Source organism: Pseudoalteromonas undina (assembly GCF_000238275.3).
Lineage (GTDB): Bacteria > Pseudomonadota > Gammaproteobacteria > Enterobacterales > Alteromonadaceae > Pseudoalteromonas > Pseudoalteromonas undina.
In genome coordinates, this window is the sequence record NZ_AHCF03000003.1 from 292,747 (window position 1) to 309,837 (window position 17,091).

The following is a 17,091-nucleotide window of genomic DNA, read 5'->3' on the forward strand; positions in this document are numbered from 1 at the left end:
GCTGCAATTAATTGCAGCGCTGTGGTTGTGTTACTTAATGGTTATTAACGGTCTAAATTCATTACTTTAGTCCATGCTTTAACAAAGTCTTCTACAAACTTTTGTTTTGATGTATCAAAAGCATACACCTCAGCAACTGCACGTAGTTCTGAATTTGAACCAAAAATCAGATCAACCGAAGTAGCAGTGTACTTTTGCTCACCCGACTGACGATCAAAGCCTTGATAAATACCAGCATCAGACGATTTTTTCCATACCGTCGACATATCTAATAAGTTAACGAAGAAATCGTTATTTAGTGTACCTGGCTTGTCGGTAAATACGCCGTAGTCAGTGCCTTTGTAGTTTGCATCAAGTGAGCGTAAGCCACCGACTAATACAGTCATTTCAGGAACTGTTAGGTCAAGCTGATCCGCTTTATCAATCAGCATTTCAGTTGGTGATTTATAGCTTTTCTCTGCATCAAAGTAGTTTCTAAAACCATCGGCAGGCAACTCTAATAAGCTAAATGCATTAACGTCAGTTTGTGCTTGTGTAGCATCGCCACGGCCAGCATTAAACGGCACGTCTACTGAGTAGCCTGCATCTTTGGCTGCTTTTTCAATCGCTGCATTACCACCAAGCACAATTAAATCAGCAAGCGATACATGGCTTTTGCTAAATAAGCTGTCGTTAAAGTCAGCTTGAATTGCTTTTAATACTTTGAGTACTTTTGTGGTTTCTGCTGGATTATTTACTGCCCAATCTTTTTGTGGTGCTAGCGCAATACGTGCGCCATTGGCTCCGCCGCGCATATCTGAATCACGGTAACTGGCAGCCGATGCCCATGCTACACGTACTAACTCAGGTACACTTAGGTTCGAGTCTAAAATAGCCGTTTTAAGCTCTTTTACTGCACCAGCATCAATGTTTGATTTAGTCTCTGCTGAAATAGGGTCTTGCCAAATTAAGTCTTCTTTTGGTACTTCTTTACCTAAAAAGTTACGTGGTGGTCCCATATCTCGGTGAGTTAATTTGTACCATGCTTTAGCAAAGGCTAGTTGATACTCTTTAGGGTCATTTAAAAAGCGTTCAGCAATTTTGCGATATTCAGGATCAAATTTTAACGCTAAATCGGCAGTGGTCATTACCGGTGGGTTAAATTTACCTTTAACGTGCGCATCAGGTACTGACTTATGTAATGATTCATCTGTTGGGATCCACTGAATAGCGCCAGCAGGACTGCGAGTTTGTTTCCACTCAAAGTTAAGTAGGTTGCTTAAGTATAATGATGACCAGCGAGTAGGTGCTTGTGTCCATGCGCCTTCTAAACCACTAGATACGGTATCTTCAGAGTGACCTTTACCACATTTGTTTTTCCAGCCTAAACCTTGCTCTTCAATACCTGCTGCAGCAGGCTCTGCACCTACACAGTCTTTAGGTTTGTGCGCACCATGCATTTTACCAAAAGTGTGACCACCGGCGATAAGTGCTAGGGTTTCTTCATCGTTCATCGCCATGCGAGAAAACGCAACACGAATATTTTTAGCTGAGCCAATAGGATCAGGTACTCCTTTAGGCCCTTCTGGGTTTACATAAATTAAACCCATGTGAGTTGCACCTAACGGACGTTCTAGTTTGCCGCTAGCATCTTCACGGTCGCTGGCAAGCATTTCTACTTCAGGACCCCAGTAAACCATGTCTGGTTCCCAATCGTCAGTACGGCCACCAGCAAAACCATAGGTTTCAAATCCCATGTTTTCTAAGGCAACATTACCGGCTAATACGATTAAGTCTGACCATGAAAGGGCTTCACCGTATTTTTGTTTAATTGGCCAAAGTAAACGGCGCGCTTTATCCAAGCTTACGTTATCTGGCCAGCTATTAAGCGGTTCAAAACGTTGTTGACCACCGCCAGCGCCACCACGGCCATCAAGCGTACGATAGGTACCTGCACTGTGCCAGGTCATACGAATAAAAAATGGACCATAGTTACCAAAATCTGCCGGCCACCAATCTTGAGATTGGGTTAGCAGAGCGTCGATATCACTTTTTACAGTGTCTAAATCTAGGCTGTTAAATGCCTCTGCATAATTAAAGTCACTACCGTAAGGGTTTGAACGTAGAGCATGATCGCGAAGAGGAGATAGGTTAAGTTGATCTGGCCACCAAAATTGGTTGGTTCTGGTTGCACCCATTTTTGCCTCACCCATACCTACAGCACCTTTTGGCTTAGACATTTGTGGTTTTTCTTGACTAAAAGCAGAGCCAGACATAAGTGCCATACTTATAAATCCAACAAGCGCTTTTTTTGTAAATGATCGGTTTTTCATTGTCAGCTTCCTTAAAGTTAACGAATTTCGTTATATACAAAGCGTATTAAAAATAGGGTCTACTCATTTAAAAACAGTAGGCTAAAACTTCATTCAAGTTGTTTTTAAACGAACCTGAATGCACTAAGCAGTGCGAATAGTATAGTAAGGAGGCTAAAAACCGTGTGTGAAATAAAGCGATTGATACAATCTATAAAAATGATTCATTAAAGTTAAATGATTAAATAAACAAATCACTAAAGAGCTTTGAAAGTGGCAGACATAAAAAAGCCCAGCGTAGGCTGGGCTATTAGATTAAAGTGAGTGCTATTGAGTTTTCATTAATTTACTGGTGATTACACCTGAGGTCATAGAGCCCGACACGTTGAGTGCAGTGCGCGCCATGTCTATTAATGGTTCAATAGAAATAAGTAAAGCCACTACCTCTATAGGTAGTCCCATGGTTGGTAATACAACCAACGCTGCGAAGGTAGCACCACCGCCAACACCTGCAATACCAAACGAACTAATAACCACAATACCAATTAGCGGTAAAATAAACTCAAATGTAAGTGGGTCAATCCCCACGCTTGGCGCAACCATCATCGCAAGCATAGCAGGGTAAATACCAGCACAACCGTTTTGACCTATAGTGGCACCAAAAGAAGCCGATAAATTAGCGATTGCAGGTGGCACTTTTAACTGGTTAATTTGCACATCAACATTCATAGGAATAGATGCCGCTGAGCTACGTGAGCTAAAAGCAAAGGTAAGCACAGGCCAAATTTTTTCAAAGTAATTTTTTGGATTAACGCCCACTAAGCTAAGCAATAAACCATGCACAACAAACATTAGTAAAATAGCCACGTAAGAAGCCACAATAAAGGCGAGTAAATTTAAAATATCGCTACTGCTTGAGTTTGCCACAACGCTTGCCATTAGGCCCGCAACACCATAAGGCGTTAGTGCAATTACCATGCGAACTAAGCTCATTACTGTTGCTTGTAGGGCGTTTACACCGTTACGAATTGGGCTAGCAAGTTCTGTTTTTTCAAGCATTACTTTACGTGCAGCTATACCAACAAGTACACCAAATATAACCGTGGCAATAATAGAGGTTGAACGTTGATTACTTAAATCCGCAAATGGGTTTTCAGGGATAAAGCTCAGTAGCATTTGCGGCACACTTAAGTCGGCTACATTCGCGGCTTTGCTTTGTAGGGTGTCCATTCGAGCGGCTTCACGAGTACCCGAAACAAGCCCTTCAATGCTCAAGTCAAATCCATACGTTACAGCAATACCAATTAGCGCAGCAATTGCGGTGGTAAACAGTAAAACAGAGATACTAATAAAGGATATTTTTCCTAGCGAGCCTTGGTTCTCAAGCTTAACCACAGCGGCAATCATAAAGACCAATACCAATGGCATAATGATCATTTTTAGTAACCCGACATAGCCTTTACCTACTATGCTTACCCAGCTGAGTATTTCTTTAATGGTTTCTGGGGAGTGGGCAAACAAAAACTGTAGGGCTAAACCAAAGGCGCTACCAAGCACTAAACCAAATAAAACGGTACGAGATAAAGAGCTGCTTTTTTGCGAAACAAGATAGATGGCGAACAGCAAACCGACAAATAATGCCAACATTAATAATACAGCAAGCGACATGGTACCCTCTTTTATAGCTGTGAATTAGCGCGGCACTTTAACGCTTTGTAAGACGTTAACAAAATACGCTTTCGCTATGGGATAGAATTAAAATGAATATAGTAATAATATTAAAGTATAACGAATGAGCACATTATTGAAAAAAATCAGCCCATATGATTGTATTTTCTTCAAATTATGGGACTTACTATAGATCGTAAGCCTTGTTTAAAGCGTAAGTCTGATACGAATTAATTGGTCAACGTGTTCACTTTAGTTTTATTTAAAGATAGGGAGTAAAGGTATGTTAAAGGCAATAATGGCGCTGGTGATGGTTTTAGTGGTTAGCGGGTGTTCAACCCAATATCCAAACCAAGCATTACTGGGTAAGCAATTTCCCACCGTTAGCGGAGAAAGCTTAGAGCAACAGTCATTCACCATTCCTGATGATTTTAATAACCCAAATACGTTGTTATTAATTGGATATAAACAAGATAGCCAGTTTGATATTGATCGTTGGCTTATTGGTTTAGATATGAGTGCAGTTGATGTGACTGCCTATGAGTTGCCAACCATTCAGGGTATGCTTCCTCGTATGTTTAGTACCTTAATTGATAGCGGTATGCGCAAAGGGATCCCAAAAGAGTTGTGGGGTGGGGTGATCACAATTTACGAAGATGGCGATAAAGTTCAGGCATTTACTGGCAACGAAAATCCTAATAACAGCCGTGTGATACTGCTTGATGAGAGTGGCAAAATTATTTACTTTTACGACCGTGGTTTTTCTGTATCAGCATTAAATAATTTAAAAGCGGTTTTGGAAAAGCAATAAGTTGTAGTTAAATTAGCTGCTTTTGGGCACGCCATTATTAAGTTAGCGTGCCACGTTAAAAGTACTACTCGCTTACGTTATTTCTGCCTTTCTTTTTAGCTCTATAAAGGGCTAAATCGGCATTTTTTAATGCCTCATCAAAGCTTTGTTTTGCCGCTCTTTGCGCTACACCTATAGAAACCGTCACGTTTACCGTTTTATTGTCGCTTGGCTGTTTACCTTTACGAGATTTCTTATCGGTTCGTTTTGGGTTTCTGATCACCATGTCGTAGGTGGCAATATTTTCGCGCAGTGTTTCTAGTTCAGGGATTGACTGCTCGGCTGTTTTACGCGGGAACACCACCGTAAACTCTTCTCCGCCATAGCGATAAATCTTGCCACCCCCTTTAATGCCAGCCATTTTAGCCGCCACTAGCTTTAACACTTGGTCGCCAATATCGTGGCCATAGGTATCGTTGAATTTTTTAAAGTGGTCAATGTCGAGCATAGCAACGGTGTACTTTCGACCTAATGATAAAGCAAGCTGATTAAGAGCTCGCCGCGTTGGTAAGCTGGTTAAATCGTCTCTATAGGCTAAATAATAAGAATCTGTACTTACTGCTAATAAATACAAAGAAGCCATAAGCACGGCTATTACAGACCAAGGAAAATCAATAATGTGTTGCTGATTAAGGCACCACACAATAAAAGTAATTAATAAGGCGGTTTGAGTCAGGTTATGGGCTCTTAAGCTTTGCCAAATAAGCAAGCCGCCAATTATTGAAAGCGGTAAAACAATGGGTAAATAAGGAAGCAGCTGAGTATAAAAAGAAGATTGTATTGTTAGTTCTTGCAAGTGTTGGCTCAGTGCTAACCAAGCAAATGCAGCACCGCCACAGACAATAACGAGTAAACTGCGAGTTACAGTATGTATTGATAAGAGCGCTCTATCTTTTATAACTGCCAATAGCATTAATAAACTTGTAGCGCATAATAAGGTCCATTCAGGTTGCGCTTTAAGCCAGTCAGACCATGGTAAAGCGTAGTCTAATGAAGATAAATAAAGCACCCAAAATGCGCATAGTAGTGCAACTCGACTTCGATTAAACTGAGTAGCAAATACAGCAGTAATAACCAGTAATGGATAAACAAGATTATTAATAAGAGAGAGCTTACTTTGCCATTGAGCTTGAAACTGAACTAATAATAAAAATAAGCCACATAGACCTAAAAGGCTCAAAGAAGTTGATTTAACTCCTGCTAATTTTAACAACCTATGCTCCAAAGACCGATGTCTAAAAAATAAAGGCTTATTGTATTCATATTGAAAAATATTACTACTTTAATGCTTGTTAATTATTTAAAAACAATACTTTAAAACTAATTTTGGCGGCTTTTATCGACACTTTTTAGCCAAATGTATGACATTTTAGCAAATGTAAATATAGTAAGTTAATTAAACCTATTATCCAGAGTTCAGGTTATTTAATTAGTTGGCGAATATCGCTTCCTGTTGGTGCTTCATGGGCACGTAACGAAAAGGCGGGTAAAACCGCTAATATATGATCAAATATATCTGACTGAATATTTTCATATTCACCCCAATTAGTGGTATTGGTGAATGCATAAATCTCAATGGGTAAACCTTGGGTTGTTGGCGCTAATTGCCTTACCATTAAGGTCATACCTTGATGAATATGTGGGTGCTGTTTTAATAGCGCGACCAAATAGTGACGAAATGTACCCACATTAGTTAGCCTGCGGCCATTTAAAGTGCAGCTCATATCTACTTTTTTAGTGGTGTTTTGCTCCTCAATAACCAATAGCATACTTTCAAGGTACTCACTTAGTAAGTCGGCTTTTTTAAGGGCAACAACTGCGGCTTCATCTAAAAAGTGCACACTACTCATTTCAAGGTGAATGCTACGTTTTATTCGGCGTCCGCCAGAGTCTGACATACCGCGCCAATTTTTAAATGAGTCAGAGATCAAGGCATAAGTAGGAATGGTGGTAATGGTTTTATCCCAATTTCTTACTTTAACCGTGGTTAACGCAATATCAATAACATCACCGTCGGCACCGTACTTAGGCATTTCTAACCAGTCACCTACCGCCAGCATATTATTGGCAGAGAGCTGAATACCTGCTACTAATCCTAAAATAGCGTCTTTAAATACCAGTAATAACACCGCAGACAGAGCGCCTAAGCCGCTTAGTAAAATTAACGGTGATTTATTCATTAACAATGAAACGGCTAAAATGGCAGTTAATACACTGGCAATAAGCTTAATTGTTTGCAAAAAGCCGCGCAGCGGAAAGTGAGCGCTCAAGGGGCGCTTATCGGAAATTGCTTGAAATATATCCAGTAAAGAAAATAGCGAAAGTAAGGCAAATAAAATGATCCATTGATCGGTGATCATTTGAATCAAATACAAAAAAGTGGTGCCTTCGGGTACCCACAGTTGCGCCTGAATAACAACGACCGCTCCTTGTAAAACAAATGAGATATTACGAGCGAGCTTTTGTGCTGAATATAAAGGACTTTTGCTATCGGGTTGCGCAGCTTGTTCGCTAAAGCGGTTTTTAACTAAACGCTGAGAAACCAGCCTTAAAATGAGGTGTAATATTAATGCAAATAGCGCAATCCAAGCCAATACAATCAGGTCGTACCATAAAAATGGGCTTCCCGGAAAATAATCGCCAAACCATTGCAGTAAAAAATCTCGCAGCTGTGCGCGTGTTCCTGTCATTAATACTCCATAAGGACGCTATTATTAATTACTGATTGTTAGTTAAGCAGCTGCAATGTAAAAAGTCTATTTAAGACTTTTTACATTATGTAGTTACAGTTTACCATGCTCGAGTTGCTGGCTGAGTTCTTCAAAAATACTTGGATCATCTATGGTTGATGGAATTTGCAGTTCTTCACCATCAATTAACTGCCGCAGGTTTTTACGTAAAATTTTGCCAGAACGGGTTTTTGGTAATCGCTCTACACACATAATATTTTTAAGGCACGCAATAGCACCAATTTGATTACGCACGGTTTGCACCAATTGCTGTTCTACCTCTTTATGTGAGCCATGAAAATCATTTTTTAGCACCACCATCGCCATTGGGTTTTGCCCTTTTAACGCATCACTAATGCCAAATACTGCACACTCAGCCACAGCTGGGTGCGCGGCAACAATTTCTTCCATTTCACCGGTGGATAGACGGTGCCCTGCGACATTAATTACATCATCGGTGCGACCCATAATAAAGAGGTAGCCATCGTCATCAATATAACCGCCATCACCAGATAAATAGTAGCCCTCATATTCAGCCAAATAACCAGCCTTAAAACGAGCCGTATTTTTCCAAATTGTCGGTAAACATCCCGGTGGTAAAGGTCGCTTTATAACAACCGCGCCTTGTTCATTCGGATCACATTCATCCCCATTCATATCTAAAATTCGTACATCAAATCCAGGTGTTGCAACTGTTGAGCTTCCCGCTTTTGTAGGCAGGTGTTCAATGCCAACAGGGTTACACGCAATTGCCCAGCCGGTTTCTGTTTGCCACCAATGATCAAGCACCGGTAAACCTGTTTTTTCTTTGAGCCAATCGTAGGTAGGTGGGTCTAAACGCTCTCCGGCTAAAAATAATCGTTTCAGACTAGAAGTATCATACTTCTTAAATCCTTCGGCATTGGGGTCCTCTTTTTTAATCGCGCGAAACGCAGTGGGGGCACTAAATAAAGCATTCACTTTGTATTCTTCTACTACGCGCCAAAAAGCACTGGCATCGGGGGTTCTAACCGGTTTTCCTTCAAATAAAATAGTTGCGCACCGATACATAAGTGGCGCATACACAATATACGAATGACCCACTACCCAGCCAATATCAGAGGCGGCCCAAAATACGTCACCGGGTTTCATGCCGTAGACGGTTTCCATGCTGTAATGCATAGCAACCGCATGGCCGCCATTTTCACGCACCACACCTTTAGGTGTCCCTGTTGTGCCAGAGGTGTATAAAATATAAAGTGGATGATCGCCACTGACCGCAACGGGATCAACCGGTGTGGCTGTTTGCATTGCAACAGCCCAGTCAATATCACGTTCGGGCATAAGCGGTGCGGTGGCTTGCTCACGCTGATAAATAATACAGTGTTCAACTTTATAGCTAGCAGCTTCAACCGCGTTATCGAGTAATTCTTTGTACTCAATTACAGTATTAACTTCTACACCGCAGGAGGCACTGAGTACCAATTTGGGCTTGGCGTCATCAATCCGTACCGCTAATTCATGCGCTGCAAAACCGCCAAATACAACAGAATGAATAGCTCCAATTCGGGCACATGCCAACATACCAATTACGGCTTCGGGGATCATGGGCATATAAATCACTACGCGGTCGCCTTTAGTCACTCCTAAAGACTGCATTACCCCTGCAAATTTAGCGACCTCTTGCTGTAGTTGTAAATAGCTATAACTGCGTTTGCTATTGGTAACCGGTGAGTCATAAATTAACGCTGTTTCATTACCATGCCCAGCGATGACATGCTGATCTACGGCTAAAAAACAGCTGTTAAGTTGGCCGTCTGCATACCAATGGTGCAGTCCTTCTTGATCTTGTGTGTATGCTGCTTCTGGAGCCTTGTACCAAGGAAAGCGTTTACTTTGCGATAACCAAAACGCTGCCGGGTCTTGTTTAAATTCGTTGTAATGTTGTTTATATTCACCTGACATAAAGGCTCCTGAGTCAAATTTAATCTAACTAAACTAAGCGCTTTTTATCAGCAGTGATATTCGACTATGGTCGGTTAAATAGTAAGCGATGCTTTTAGTTTTTGGCCAACGTAATGATTGTATAGAACTAAAAAGTTCCAACTAATGTAAAATGTTTCAGTAATTAATGAAGAGTAAATGGATATAAGAATGAATCAAATGGTCAGAGTAGGCGTTGCAGTAATAGTAATGCATGATAATAAAATTTTACTCGGTGAACGGATAGGCGCACATGGCGCAAATACGTGGGCAACCCCTGGAGGGCATTTAGAATTTGGCGAAACGGTTGAGCAATGCGCTGTGCGTGAAGTAGTAGAAGAGACAGGGCTCAATGTCACTAATATTCGTAAACTCGATTTTACCAACGATATTTTTAGCGCAGAGAACAAACATTACATTACCTTATATGTGCAAGCAGACTATGAAGGTGGAGAGGTTATAAATAAAGAGCCTCACAAATGTTTACAGTGGCGTTGGTGCGATATTAATGACTTGCCCGCACCTTTGTTTATCTCATTAAAAAATTATCTAGCACAGAATACCTTGCCCGCTGAGTATTAAAGGTTTTTTGGCATAGGAAGTTGCCATTTATTTAAAATTTGCTGATATTCACCACTTTCCTTGATGGCATTTAACCTATCGCTAATAATTTTTGCTGTGTGTGAGTCAAGCTGATTACTGGCTGCAAAATGCAAAGAAGAGGGTAACTCATCTAAATGGATGCGTTTTGAAATTAAATTAGGGTCGAGCCCAGTACGTTTTAATTCGTTTTCAAGTGTGAGCGTATTAGTAACAACAAAGTCGATGCGATCTTTATATAGCATTTTCCAGAGTTGCTGGTAATAACTGACTAATACTAGGTTTTCATTTTCAGTAAAACCTTTGGCTTCTAAATAGGCCTGCGCAGAGTAGCCGCGGATCGTAGCTACTTTGTATTCTTTAGCGAAGTTTAAATGAATCACTTCATCTTTATGGCTGCGTAAGCTAACTAGGTATGCGTCTGCAAAGTAAACTTTACCCAACCACTTAAATTGATGATGCCTGTTTGGTGTTTTTAGCAGTGACAGCATAATGGCATTAGGATTGGCTCGTTGCTGTTGAAACATGCGCGCCATCGGCATTATTTCAAACTTTGCGGTTAAAGCGGTGCCTTTTAATACTGCTTTAGCGATATCAACTAACGCGCCCTGTGTTTCACCTTGAGGGTTTTTAAAATGATAAGGCGGTAAATCTTCAGCGATAAAGGTAACAGGGGTGGCGTTGCAGAACGCACTATAAAAAATCAATACAAAAACAGTTAACATCATACGCAAAAGCATAAATAATTGTCTTTAAAGCAATATCATGAGGCTAGTGTAAATAAAATTAGTAAAAAGGTATATGGTAAGTGTGTTTTTTAAGTAAGTAGAATGTTTAATTATTGTTTTTTATGAATTGGCGAGGTGAACAATGATACCAGCGCTTAAAAGCACGATTAAAAGAGCTTTGATCGTTAAATCCCAGCATAAATGCGATTTTATTTAATGAATAGTGGGGAATATAAGTTAATAAACGTCGTTTTTGCTCTGCTTTAAGCAACGCGGCAAACGTGGTTTTTTCTTTTTTTAGATGGCGCTGTACTGTGCGTGGCGTCATATTTAAGGCCGCAGCTGTCCTAAGTAAAGAGCAATCTTGTAAGTCGTGTTTTGACATTAAAATATGATTAATTTTTTCTGATAATAACTGCTGACTTTTAAACTGGGATAGCTGTTGCTCTGACATTTGCTTAAGCATTGCGTTGATTTGGCTATTATCGGTTTTAAAGGGCAGGATTAAGTAATTACTTGGAAACTCGATTTGATTAAAGCTAGCTCCAGCTTTTACTGGGCAATTAAACCAATTAGTTAATCTGTGTTGTTCGGTGTTTGAAAAGTGTGTTGAAAAATACACACAGCTAGGTGAAAGCTCAGGATTAAGTAGTTGGCGTACCACACTGACCCATGCGGTCATATTTCGTAAAACAGCCTGTGAACTACATTGCGGATCGGCTACCCAGGTTACTTTACACCGTGTTTTTTGTTGCTCAAACTTGGCGCGACCAATATTAGCCACTAGGCTGTCGTAATTAAGTAGTGCAGTAATAGCACTGGCTAAATTAGTACTCGATTCAATTAAATACCCCAATACACCAAAATCAGCGGTGCGTATTTGTTTTCCTAATTCAAAGCCAAATAAGGGATCGTTTAACGCCTGTTGTGCATAACCAAGCAACGCATTGTAGCTTTTTAAGCTGATACGCGGCGCCAATTTTTGTGACTGTTTATTGGTATACTCGTTAAAATCAATAGCGCTTAAAGCCACTTGGCTAGCTAAGCCCTTGGCTTCAAGATAATCCAAACAGCTACAAAAGTAATGATCGGCTAAGGTTTTCATTTGTCGCCTAAAGCTAAAAAATAGTCATCTAATCGCAAGTTTGCCACGGCATATTTTTATATGCTAGTGATCTATAAAAATAATATGGTGAAGGTCATGGTAAAAATAAAGGTTAAGCGTACTGTGGCAGCAACGCCTGAGCAAATACGCAGCGTATTACTAGCACATGCCGATTTAGGACGGTTTTTTAATGCCCACTTTACACTACTAACACCACAAGAGCCGGGTGAAATAACTGGCGGGAAAGGCACTATTAGAGAAATTAAAATGCAAGGCACTACCTTTAAAGAGCAAATAATAGCTGCAGATAACAGTCATATTAGTTACTGTATTATAGGCAGCAAGCCCGTTGCACAGCATCGTGGTGATATTTACTTAAATGCTAATAACAAAGAACCATCGCTCACTGAGGTTAATTACCATATTCGCTGCGTTGCACCTTTATGGCTACCCGATTTTATACTGGCTTTTTTTATAAAAAAAGATGTTAGTCAAGCACTTAAAAAAATAGCCCGTTATTTTCAGGAGCGTGTTGTATGAGCATTGAAATTATTTTACTTGCACTGAGCCCTATTTTTTTACTGTTTGTTGCTATTGAGTTTATTAAATTTAGGCGTTACTACGATATAAAAGACAGCTTTGCCAATGCGTTACTGGCTTTATTACATCAAGGTGCTGATGCTATTGCGTTAATTGTACTAATGCCATTTTTTTACTGGCTGTATCAGTTTCGGTTATTTGATATTGAATTGACGGCACTAACTGTATTAGGTGCCTTTGTATTGCAAGACTTTTTATATTATTGGTTTCATCGTGCATCACACCATATACATTGGTTATGGGCCGCTCATGTCGTACATCATAGCTCTACAAAAATGAATTTTACTACTGCGTTTAGACAAAGTTTAATGTATCCACTTGCAGGTATGTGGCTGTTTTGGATGCCTATGATATTACTTGGTTTTGAGCCTGTGATTGTTTTTGCTGTGGTTGCCCTTAATTTGGCATATCAATTTTTTGTTCACACCCAAGTGGTAAAAAAGCTGGGTTGGTTTGAAAGCGTATTTAATACTCCATCACATCATCGGGTTCATCACGCTATTAACAATGGCTACTTAGATAAAAACTTTGCAGGGGTACTAATTGTTTGGGATAAGTTATTTGGCACATATGTAGAAGAGGATGAAAACAAGCCTTGTAAATACGGAATTATTGGCCAACTACACAGTAATAATCCAATCAAAATTACTTTTCATCAGTGGCAACACCTCTTTAAAAGTACTTACAGGGCAAACGGGTTAAAAGCTAAATTAAAAGTGGTATTTGGTTACCCAACAAGCTCTCAAAGTAGTAATAAGTAAGCCTATTTTTGAATAAAAAAAAGCCAGGAGTAAATAGCATCACTCCTAGCTTATCTCACAGTGAAATTTAATTTATTTGGCCGTTGTGATCACTGTATCTATTAAGTGAACAACCCCATTACTTGTATAAATATCAGTAGTTGTTACATTACTACCCGCTACTTGTAATGATGTAGCCGGTAAGCTTACTTGCCACCAAATATCGTTCACAGCTTGGCCATTATTCTGACCTGCTGCCGTATCACCTGAGAAGGTATATAAAGGACGACCAAGATAAGCGACTTGCATGCTGTCATCTGAGCGAGCAATTAACGATAAACCTGGCACATTTTCAATTGATGCTGCAGTACCAAGAACCGGTGGCCACGTTGTTGCACAAGCTGCTTCACACGTGCTCATTGCCTCGCCTAAATCATTATCAAATACATAAACTGTTTTGCCTGGCATGGCGTCGGCCATACCCGTTACTAAACGATTATTAGTTGAATCGTAAGCAATGCTGTCTGTTGCTGTGTTTTCTGTGCTGGTAAAGTCTACGATGTTTATGCTTAGCATGTTATCAGCAAGGGTGGTCACCGTTTTACCATTGGCTGCAAATGCATCAGTACTGCCCACTTGAGCGCCTAAAACATGTTGAGTCAGTACACCTGTTAGTGCTGTCGTGTCAGCCAATAAAGCCTCTAAATCAGCCGTAGGAATTTTGCTAAATGCAGAATTTGTTGGTGCAAATACCGTAAATGATTGAGTGGTATCGTTAAAGGTATCTACTAGTGATGCTGCTTGTAGTGCAGTGACCAAAGTAGATAATGCGGGTGTTTCAGTAGCCACAGTAGCAATTGTTTTAGTCGGAGTCCCAACTTCTGCCGGTGGCATAATCACTTTATTTAATACATGAATAACGCCGTTACTGGCGGTTACATTTGCCTCTGTGATTGCCGAATCATTGATAAATAGTGAGCTGTCTACATAAGAAATAGCTGCCATGTCGCCATTGGCCATTTCTATCTTGTTGCTGTTGCTATTGGCAATACTTACTGCGTCATCTGATAAAACTGTTGTGTCAGGGAAAACATGGTACAGCAAAATATCACGAAGCGTATCAGTATCAGCCAGTAGCGCATTAATTGTATCCTGACCGAGTGCAGCAAATGCAGCGTCTGTAGGAGCAAATACACTAAAAGTATTATCTGGATCGGCAACTAGTGTATCTAAGCCTGTTGCTGTTAGAGCCGCGAGAAGAGTCGTAAAGTTACCATCAGCGCTCGCTATGTCAGCAATTGTATTGGTACTTTGAGGTAAAGTAACATCAGAAATAATAACCGAATCAATTACATGAATAACACCATTTGTGGTCATAATATCTTTTACTACAATATTGGCTCCGCCAAACGATAGCATGTTTGTTTCTGCGTTTATCGCCACTGGAAGGGTATTGCCAAGTAGCGTTTCTGCTGATTGACCGTTAAGAGACATTGCAGTAACAGAATCAACTGATCCTACAAGCACATGCTGCTTCAAAATATCGGCTAAAACGGTGGGATTAGCCAGTAACGTGTTTAAAAAGTTGCTACCAATTGCCTCGAATGCAGCATCCGTAGGGGCAAATACGGTAAATTCTGATGATTCATCGGCAAGTGCTGAAGTAAGGGATGCAGCATCAAGAGCTGCAAGTAATGTACTAAAATTGCCAGCTTGTTGAGCTGTTTCAATAATATTATTAGTTGGTGCTGTTTCTGGCACTGTTTTTGGCGTGAGCACCGCGTCAATAACATGAATGATTCCGTTGTCGGTCACAATGTCGGTCATTGTTACTGTGCTGGTATTTACTAATAAATTCTCACCATTTAAAGATAAAGCAATGTTTTGCCCGTTAACAGTCTCAACAGTGCTACCCGCTAAGCCAATAGCTGTTTGCGCGTCTACTCTGCCAGCGATCACATGATAAGTTAAAATAGAACTTAGGGTGTCTGTATCAGCTAATAAGCTATTAATGGTCTCTTCGCCTAATAATGCGAATGCATCATCGGTAGGGGCAAATACAGTATAGCTGGTAGTTAAATCATCGAGAGTTTCATCTAGACCGGTTGCTTCTAGTGCTGCAACAAGAGTGGTGAACTCTTCAGAGTCCTGTGCGGCGTCAAAGACTGAGACGGCAGGTTGTGGGTCTACAGTTACTGGAGCGTTGTTATCGTCATCACTACTACAGCCTTGAATCAGTAACAAGGGAAGTATGATAGCACCGAGCTTAAATACTTTATTCATAATTGTTCCTTTAATCGAATGTTACAGTGTTACAGCTTTGTGAATACTACGAAGCTATTAACAGTGTTGATCAAAAAAACATGGGTTATTTTTATACAATTTAATAGGTGTAAGATTTTATTGAATTTTTATTCAAGAAAACGTTTAAATTTTAGTTTTTTTACTGCGTGGTGCGCCAAGTAAAATAAATACATGGCAAATACACACAGATAGAAATGCACTAATTCCCAAAGCGCCACCAAAACCATCAAGAATAGGCACTAGATAGGCAAAAAACAGTGAAAATATAATTGCTGAACTGGCAAGCGTATACACACCAAAACGGTGGGGAGCACTCATTCCAATAAATGTGCCGCCAAAAAAGACGATGCTATATAGCTCAGCGTTAAGGCTCAGCTGCGCAAAAATCAAATAGGCAATAATCGATAGAGCTGCAGAGGCTCGGATCCCATCAAAGCGATTATGTTTAGCCAAGTAAAAGGTTAAAAACGCCCCTAGCAAAGCAAGTAGCGGATAAATAAGCGTCATATTACTAACTCCTTGGCCAAAACAAATAAGGCGACGCTAGCAAATGCAATGCTACCTAATCGTCCGCCAAACCCCGCAAATACATTAATGGTGAGTGTGTATAAAACAGCACCAATGGCAGAAATAATCGCAATTTCCCAGTATTCATTAATTAAACTAGTGGAGCACATACCGGCAAAACTGCCTGCATAAATAGCTGCATAGGGATGGTTTTTGTAATCTGCAGGGAATGGAATAAATGAACCGATAAGCCCCGTTAAACCTGCAGATACAACAATAGGCAATGCGAATGTGGTATGCATTAAAAAACACGACAAGCAGCCGATAAAAAAGGTGATGAATTTTAAAAGTATGAATTTAGTCATGGCGCGCACATCATAATGTATCAGTTTTAGCTTTAATAGTTAAAAACTGATATTTAAGACTAAAATCGATAAACCACAGCTAAAAGGTGAATTATTACTGTTGAAAATTAGCGATATGCAATGAATGACTAAAAATAACACTGTTAATGTTCTATAAATTGCAAATTATGTATAATGCAGCATATTTCATATATTAAAAGTTATAACCTAAGGTAATTTATGTCTAACTGTTTACATCTGGCTATCCCCGCTGGCGATCTTGAAAAAGCGAAAACGTTTTACTGTGACGTACTCGGCTGTAAAACCGGCAATAGTGAAGCGGGACGATGGGTAGACATTGATTTTTGGGGTAACGAATTAACTCTACATCAAAGTGTTGAGCGTTTACCTACGGTACGTCATGATGTTGATATGGGGGCAGTGGCTGTTCCACACTTTGGTATTCATTTATCAGAAAGTGAGTTTCAAGGACTTAAGCAACGTATTGCTGATGCCGGTCTTGAATATTTAGATAAACCTTACCGTCGTTTTGTTGGTGATGAGTTTGAACAAGAAACGTTTTTTATTGAAGATCCTAACGGTAACGTGCTCGAAATGAAAACTATGGTTAATCCTGAGGTTCTATTTAAAAAGGGTTAAGCT

15 protein-coding genes are annotated in these 17,091 nt (G+C 40.1%); 5 read left to right on the forward strand and 10 right to left on the reverse strand.

What is annotated here, in order from left to right; translation table 11 throughout:
- Positions 1-44: 44 nt before the first annotated feature.
- Positions 45-2,312 carry a catalase/peroxidase HPI gene (gene katG, locus PUND_RS04950; protein ID WP_010387566.1) on the reverse strand — a complete coding sequence of 756 codons (2,268 nt, stop codon included), beginning with the start codon at positions 2,310-2,312 and terminating at the stop codon, positions 45-47.
- A 306-nt stretch (positions 2,313-2,618) separates the two neighbouring features.
- Entirely contained in the window at positions 2,619-3,959 is a 1,341-nt protein-coding gene (locus PUND_RS04955; protein WP_010387567.1) for an L-cystine transporter, read from the reverse strand.
- 283 nt (positions 3,960-4,242) lie between these two features.
- Here PUND_RS04955 and PUND_RS04960 point away from each other — a divergent pair, with 283 nt between their 5' ends.
- Positions 4,243-4,770, forward strand: coding sequence for a hypothetical protein (locus tag PUND_RS04960; RefSeq protein ID WP_010387570.1), 528 nt, complete (start codon positions 4,243-4,245; stop codon positions 4,768-4,770).
- Between the two features lie 64 nt (positions 4,771-4,834).
- Here the strand turns inward: PUND_RS04960 and PUND_RS04965 are convergent, their stop codons facing one another.
- The 3 genes from PUND_RS04965 to PUND_RS04975 form a co-directional block, all read right to left on the reverse strand.
- Complete coding sequence (locus PUND_RS04965; protein WP_010387572.1) at positions 4,835-6,022, reverse strand: GGDEF domain-containing protein; 1,188 nt, start codon at positions 6,020-6,022, stop codon at positions 4,835-4,837.
- A gap of 208 nt (positions 6,023-6,230) precedes the next feature.
- Positions 6,231-7,499 (reverse strand): mechanosensitive ion channel family protein, encoded by a 1,269-nt coding sequence (locus PUND_RS04970; RefSeq protein WP_010387573.1) that lies wholly within the window; start codon positions 7,497-7,499, stop codon positions 6,231-6,233.
- A 93-nt stretch (positions 7,500-7,592) separates the two neighbouring features.
- Positions 7,593-9,482 (reverse strand): AMP-binding protein, encoded by a 1,890-nt coding sequence (locus tag PUND_RS04975; protein ID WP_010387574.1) that lies wholly within the window; start codon positions 9,480-9,482, stop codon positions 7,593-7,595.
- Positions 9,483-9,671: 189 nt separating this feature from the next.
- Here PUND_RS04975 and PUND_RS04980 point away from each other — a divergent pair, with 189 nt between their 5' ends.
- The gene (locus tag PUND_RS04980) at positions 9,672-10,082 is read left to right on the forward strand and encodes a nucleotide triphosphate diphosphatase NUDT15 (protein WP_010387575.1); all 411 of its coding nucleotides are present in this window, start codon (positions 9,672-9,674) and stop codon (positions 10,080-10,082) included.
- Here PUND_RS04980 and PUND_RS04985 read toward each other — a convergent pair.
- Both PUND_RS04985 and PUND_RS04990 read right to left on the reverse strand, forming a co-directional pair.
- Complete coding sequence (locus tag PUND_RS04985; RefSeq protein ID WP_010387576.1) at positions 10,079-10,840, reverse strand: substrate-binding periplasmic protein; 762 nt, start codon at positions 10,838-10,840, stop codon at positions 10,079-10,081. The two genes, PUND_RS04980 and PUND_RS04985, sit on opposite strands and share 4 nt — an antisense overlap.
- Positions 10,841-10,934: 94 nt before the next feature.
- Complete coding sequence (locus PUND_RS04990) at positions 10,935-11,933, reverse strand: AraC family transcriptional regulator (protein WP_010387577.1); 999 nt, start codon at positions 11,931-11,933, stop codon at positions 10,935-10,937.
- 96 nt (positions 11,934-12,029) lie between these two features.
- Here PUND_RS04990 and PUND_RS04995 point away from each other — a divergent pair, with 96 nt between their 5' ends.
- Positions 12,030-12,473, forward strand: coding sequence for an SRPBCC family protein (locus PUND_RS04995; protein ID WP_010387578.1), 444 nt, complete (start codon positions 12,030-12,032; stop codon positions 12,471-12,473).
- Entirely contained in the window at positions 12,470-13,294 is an 825-nt protein-coding gene (locus PUND_RS05000) for a sterol desaturase family protein (protein WP_010387582.1), read from the forward strand. The genes PUND_RS04995 and PUND_RS05000 overlap by 4 nt, the downstream gene beginning before the upstream one ends.
- Before the next feature lie 72 nt (positions 13,295-13,366).
- Here PUND_RS05000 and PUND_RS05005 read toward each other — a convergent pair whose 3' ends face one another.
- The 3 genes from PUND_RS05005 to PUND_RS05015 all read right to left on the reverse strand — a co-directional run bounded on the left by PUND_RS05005 (position 13,367) and on the right by PUND_RS05015 (position 16,449).
- The gene (locus PUND_RS05005; RefSeq protein WP_010387585.1) at positions 13,367-15,556 is read right to left on the reverse strand and encodes a fasciclin domain-containing protein; all 2,190 of its coding nucleotides are present in this window, start codon (positions 15,554-15,556) and stop codon (positions 13,367-13,369) included.
- Positions 15,557-15,700: 144 nt separating this feature from the next.
- Positions 15,701-16,084, reverse strand: coding sequence for a hypothetical protein (locus PUND_RS05010; RefSeq protein WP_010387586.1), 384 nt, complete (start codon positions 16,082-16,084; stop codon positions 15,701-15,703).
- The gene (locus PUND_RS05015; protein ID WP_010387588.1) at positions 16,081-16,449 is read right to left on the reverse strand and encodes a hypothetical protein; all 369 of its coding nucleotides are present in this window, start codon (positions 16,447-16,449) and stop codon (positions 16,081-16,083) included. Before PUND_RS05015 ends, PUND_RS05010 begins: the two co-directional genes overlap by 4 nt.
- 219 nt (positions 16,450-16,668) lie before the next feature.
- Between PUND_RS05015 and PUND_RS05020 the strand changes: the two genes are divergently transcribed.
- Entirely contained in the window at positions 16,669-17,088 is a 420-nt protein-coding gene (locus PUND_RS05020; protein WP_010387589.1) for a VOC family protein, read from the forward strand.
- Positions 17,089-17,091: the final 3 nt, after the last annotated feature.

What these genes read in the sequence shown, in the direction of transcription:
- katG (WP_010387566.1), bottom strand. Translation starts at nt 2,312, where the DNA reads ATGAAAAACCGATCATTTACAAAAAAAGCGCTTGTTGGATTTATAAGT.
- PUND_RS04955 (WP_010387567.1), bottom strand. Translation starts at nt 3,959, where the DNA reads ATGTCGCTTGCTGTATTATTAATGTTGGCATTATTTGTCGGTTTGCTG.
- PUND_RS04960 (WP_010387570.1), top strand. Translation starts at nt 4,243, where the DNA reads ATGTTAAAGGCAATAATGGCGCTGGTGATGGTTTTAGTGGTTAGCGGG.
- PUND_RS04970 (WP_010387573.1), bottom strand. Translation starts at nt 7,499, where the DNA reads ATGACAGGAACACGCGCACAGCTGCGAGATTTTTTACTGCAATGGTTT.
- PUND_RS04975 (WP_010387574.1), bottom strand. Translation starts at nt 9,482, where the DNA reads ATGTCAGGTGAATATAAACAACATTACAACGAATTTAAACAAGACCCG.
- PUND_RS04980 (WP_010387575.1), top strand. Translation starts at nt 9,672, where the DNA reads ATGAATCAAATGGTCAGAGTAGGCGTTGCAGTAATAGTAATGCATGAT.
- PUND_RS04985 (WP_010387576.1), bottom strand. Translation starts at nt 10,840, where the DNA reads ATGCTTTTGCGTATGATGTTAACTGTTTTTGTATTGATTTTTTATAGT.
- PUND_RS04990 (WP_010387577.1), bottom strand. Translation starts at nt 11,933, where the DNA reads ATGAAAACCTTAGCCGATCATTACTTTTGTAGCTGTTTGGATTATCTT.
- PUND_RS04995 (WP_010387578.1), top strand. Translation starts at nt 12,030, where the DNA reads ATGGTAAAAATAAAGGTTAAGCGTACTGTGGCAGCAACGCCTGAGCAA.
- PUND_RS05000 (WP_010387582.1), top strand. Translation starts at nt 12,470, where the DNA reads ATGAGCATTGAAATTATTTTACTTGCACTGAGCCCTATTTTTTTACTG.
- PUND_RS05005 (WP_010387585.1), bottom strand. Translation starts at nt 15,556, where the DNA reads ATGAATAAAGTATTTAAGCTCGGTGCTATCATACTTCCCTTGTTACTG.
- PUND_RS05010 (WP_010387586.1), bottom strand. Translation starts at nt 16,084, where the DNA reads ATGACGCTTATTTATCCGCTACTTGCTTTGCTAGGGGCGTTTTTAACC.
- PUND_RS05015 (WP_010387588.1), bottom strand. Translation starts at nt 16,449, where the DNA reads ATGACTAAATTCATACTTTTAAAATTCATCACCTTTTTTATCGGCTGC.
- PUND_RS05020 (WP_010387589.1), top strand. Translation starts at nt 16,669, where the DNA reads ATGTCTAACTGTTTACATCTGGCTATCCCCGCTGGCGATCTTGAAAAA.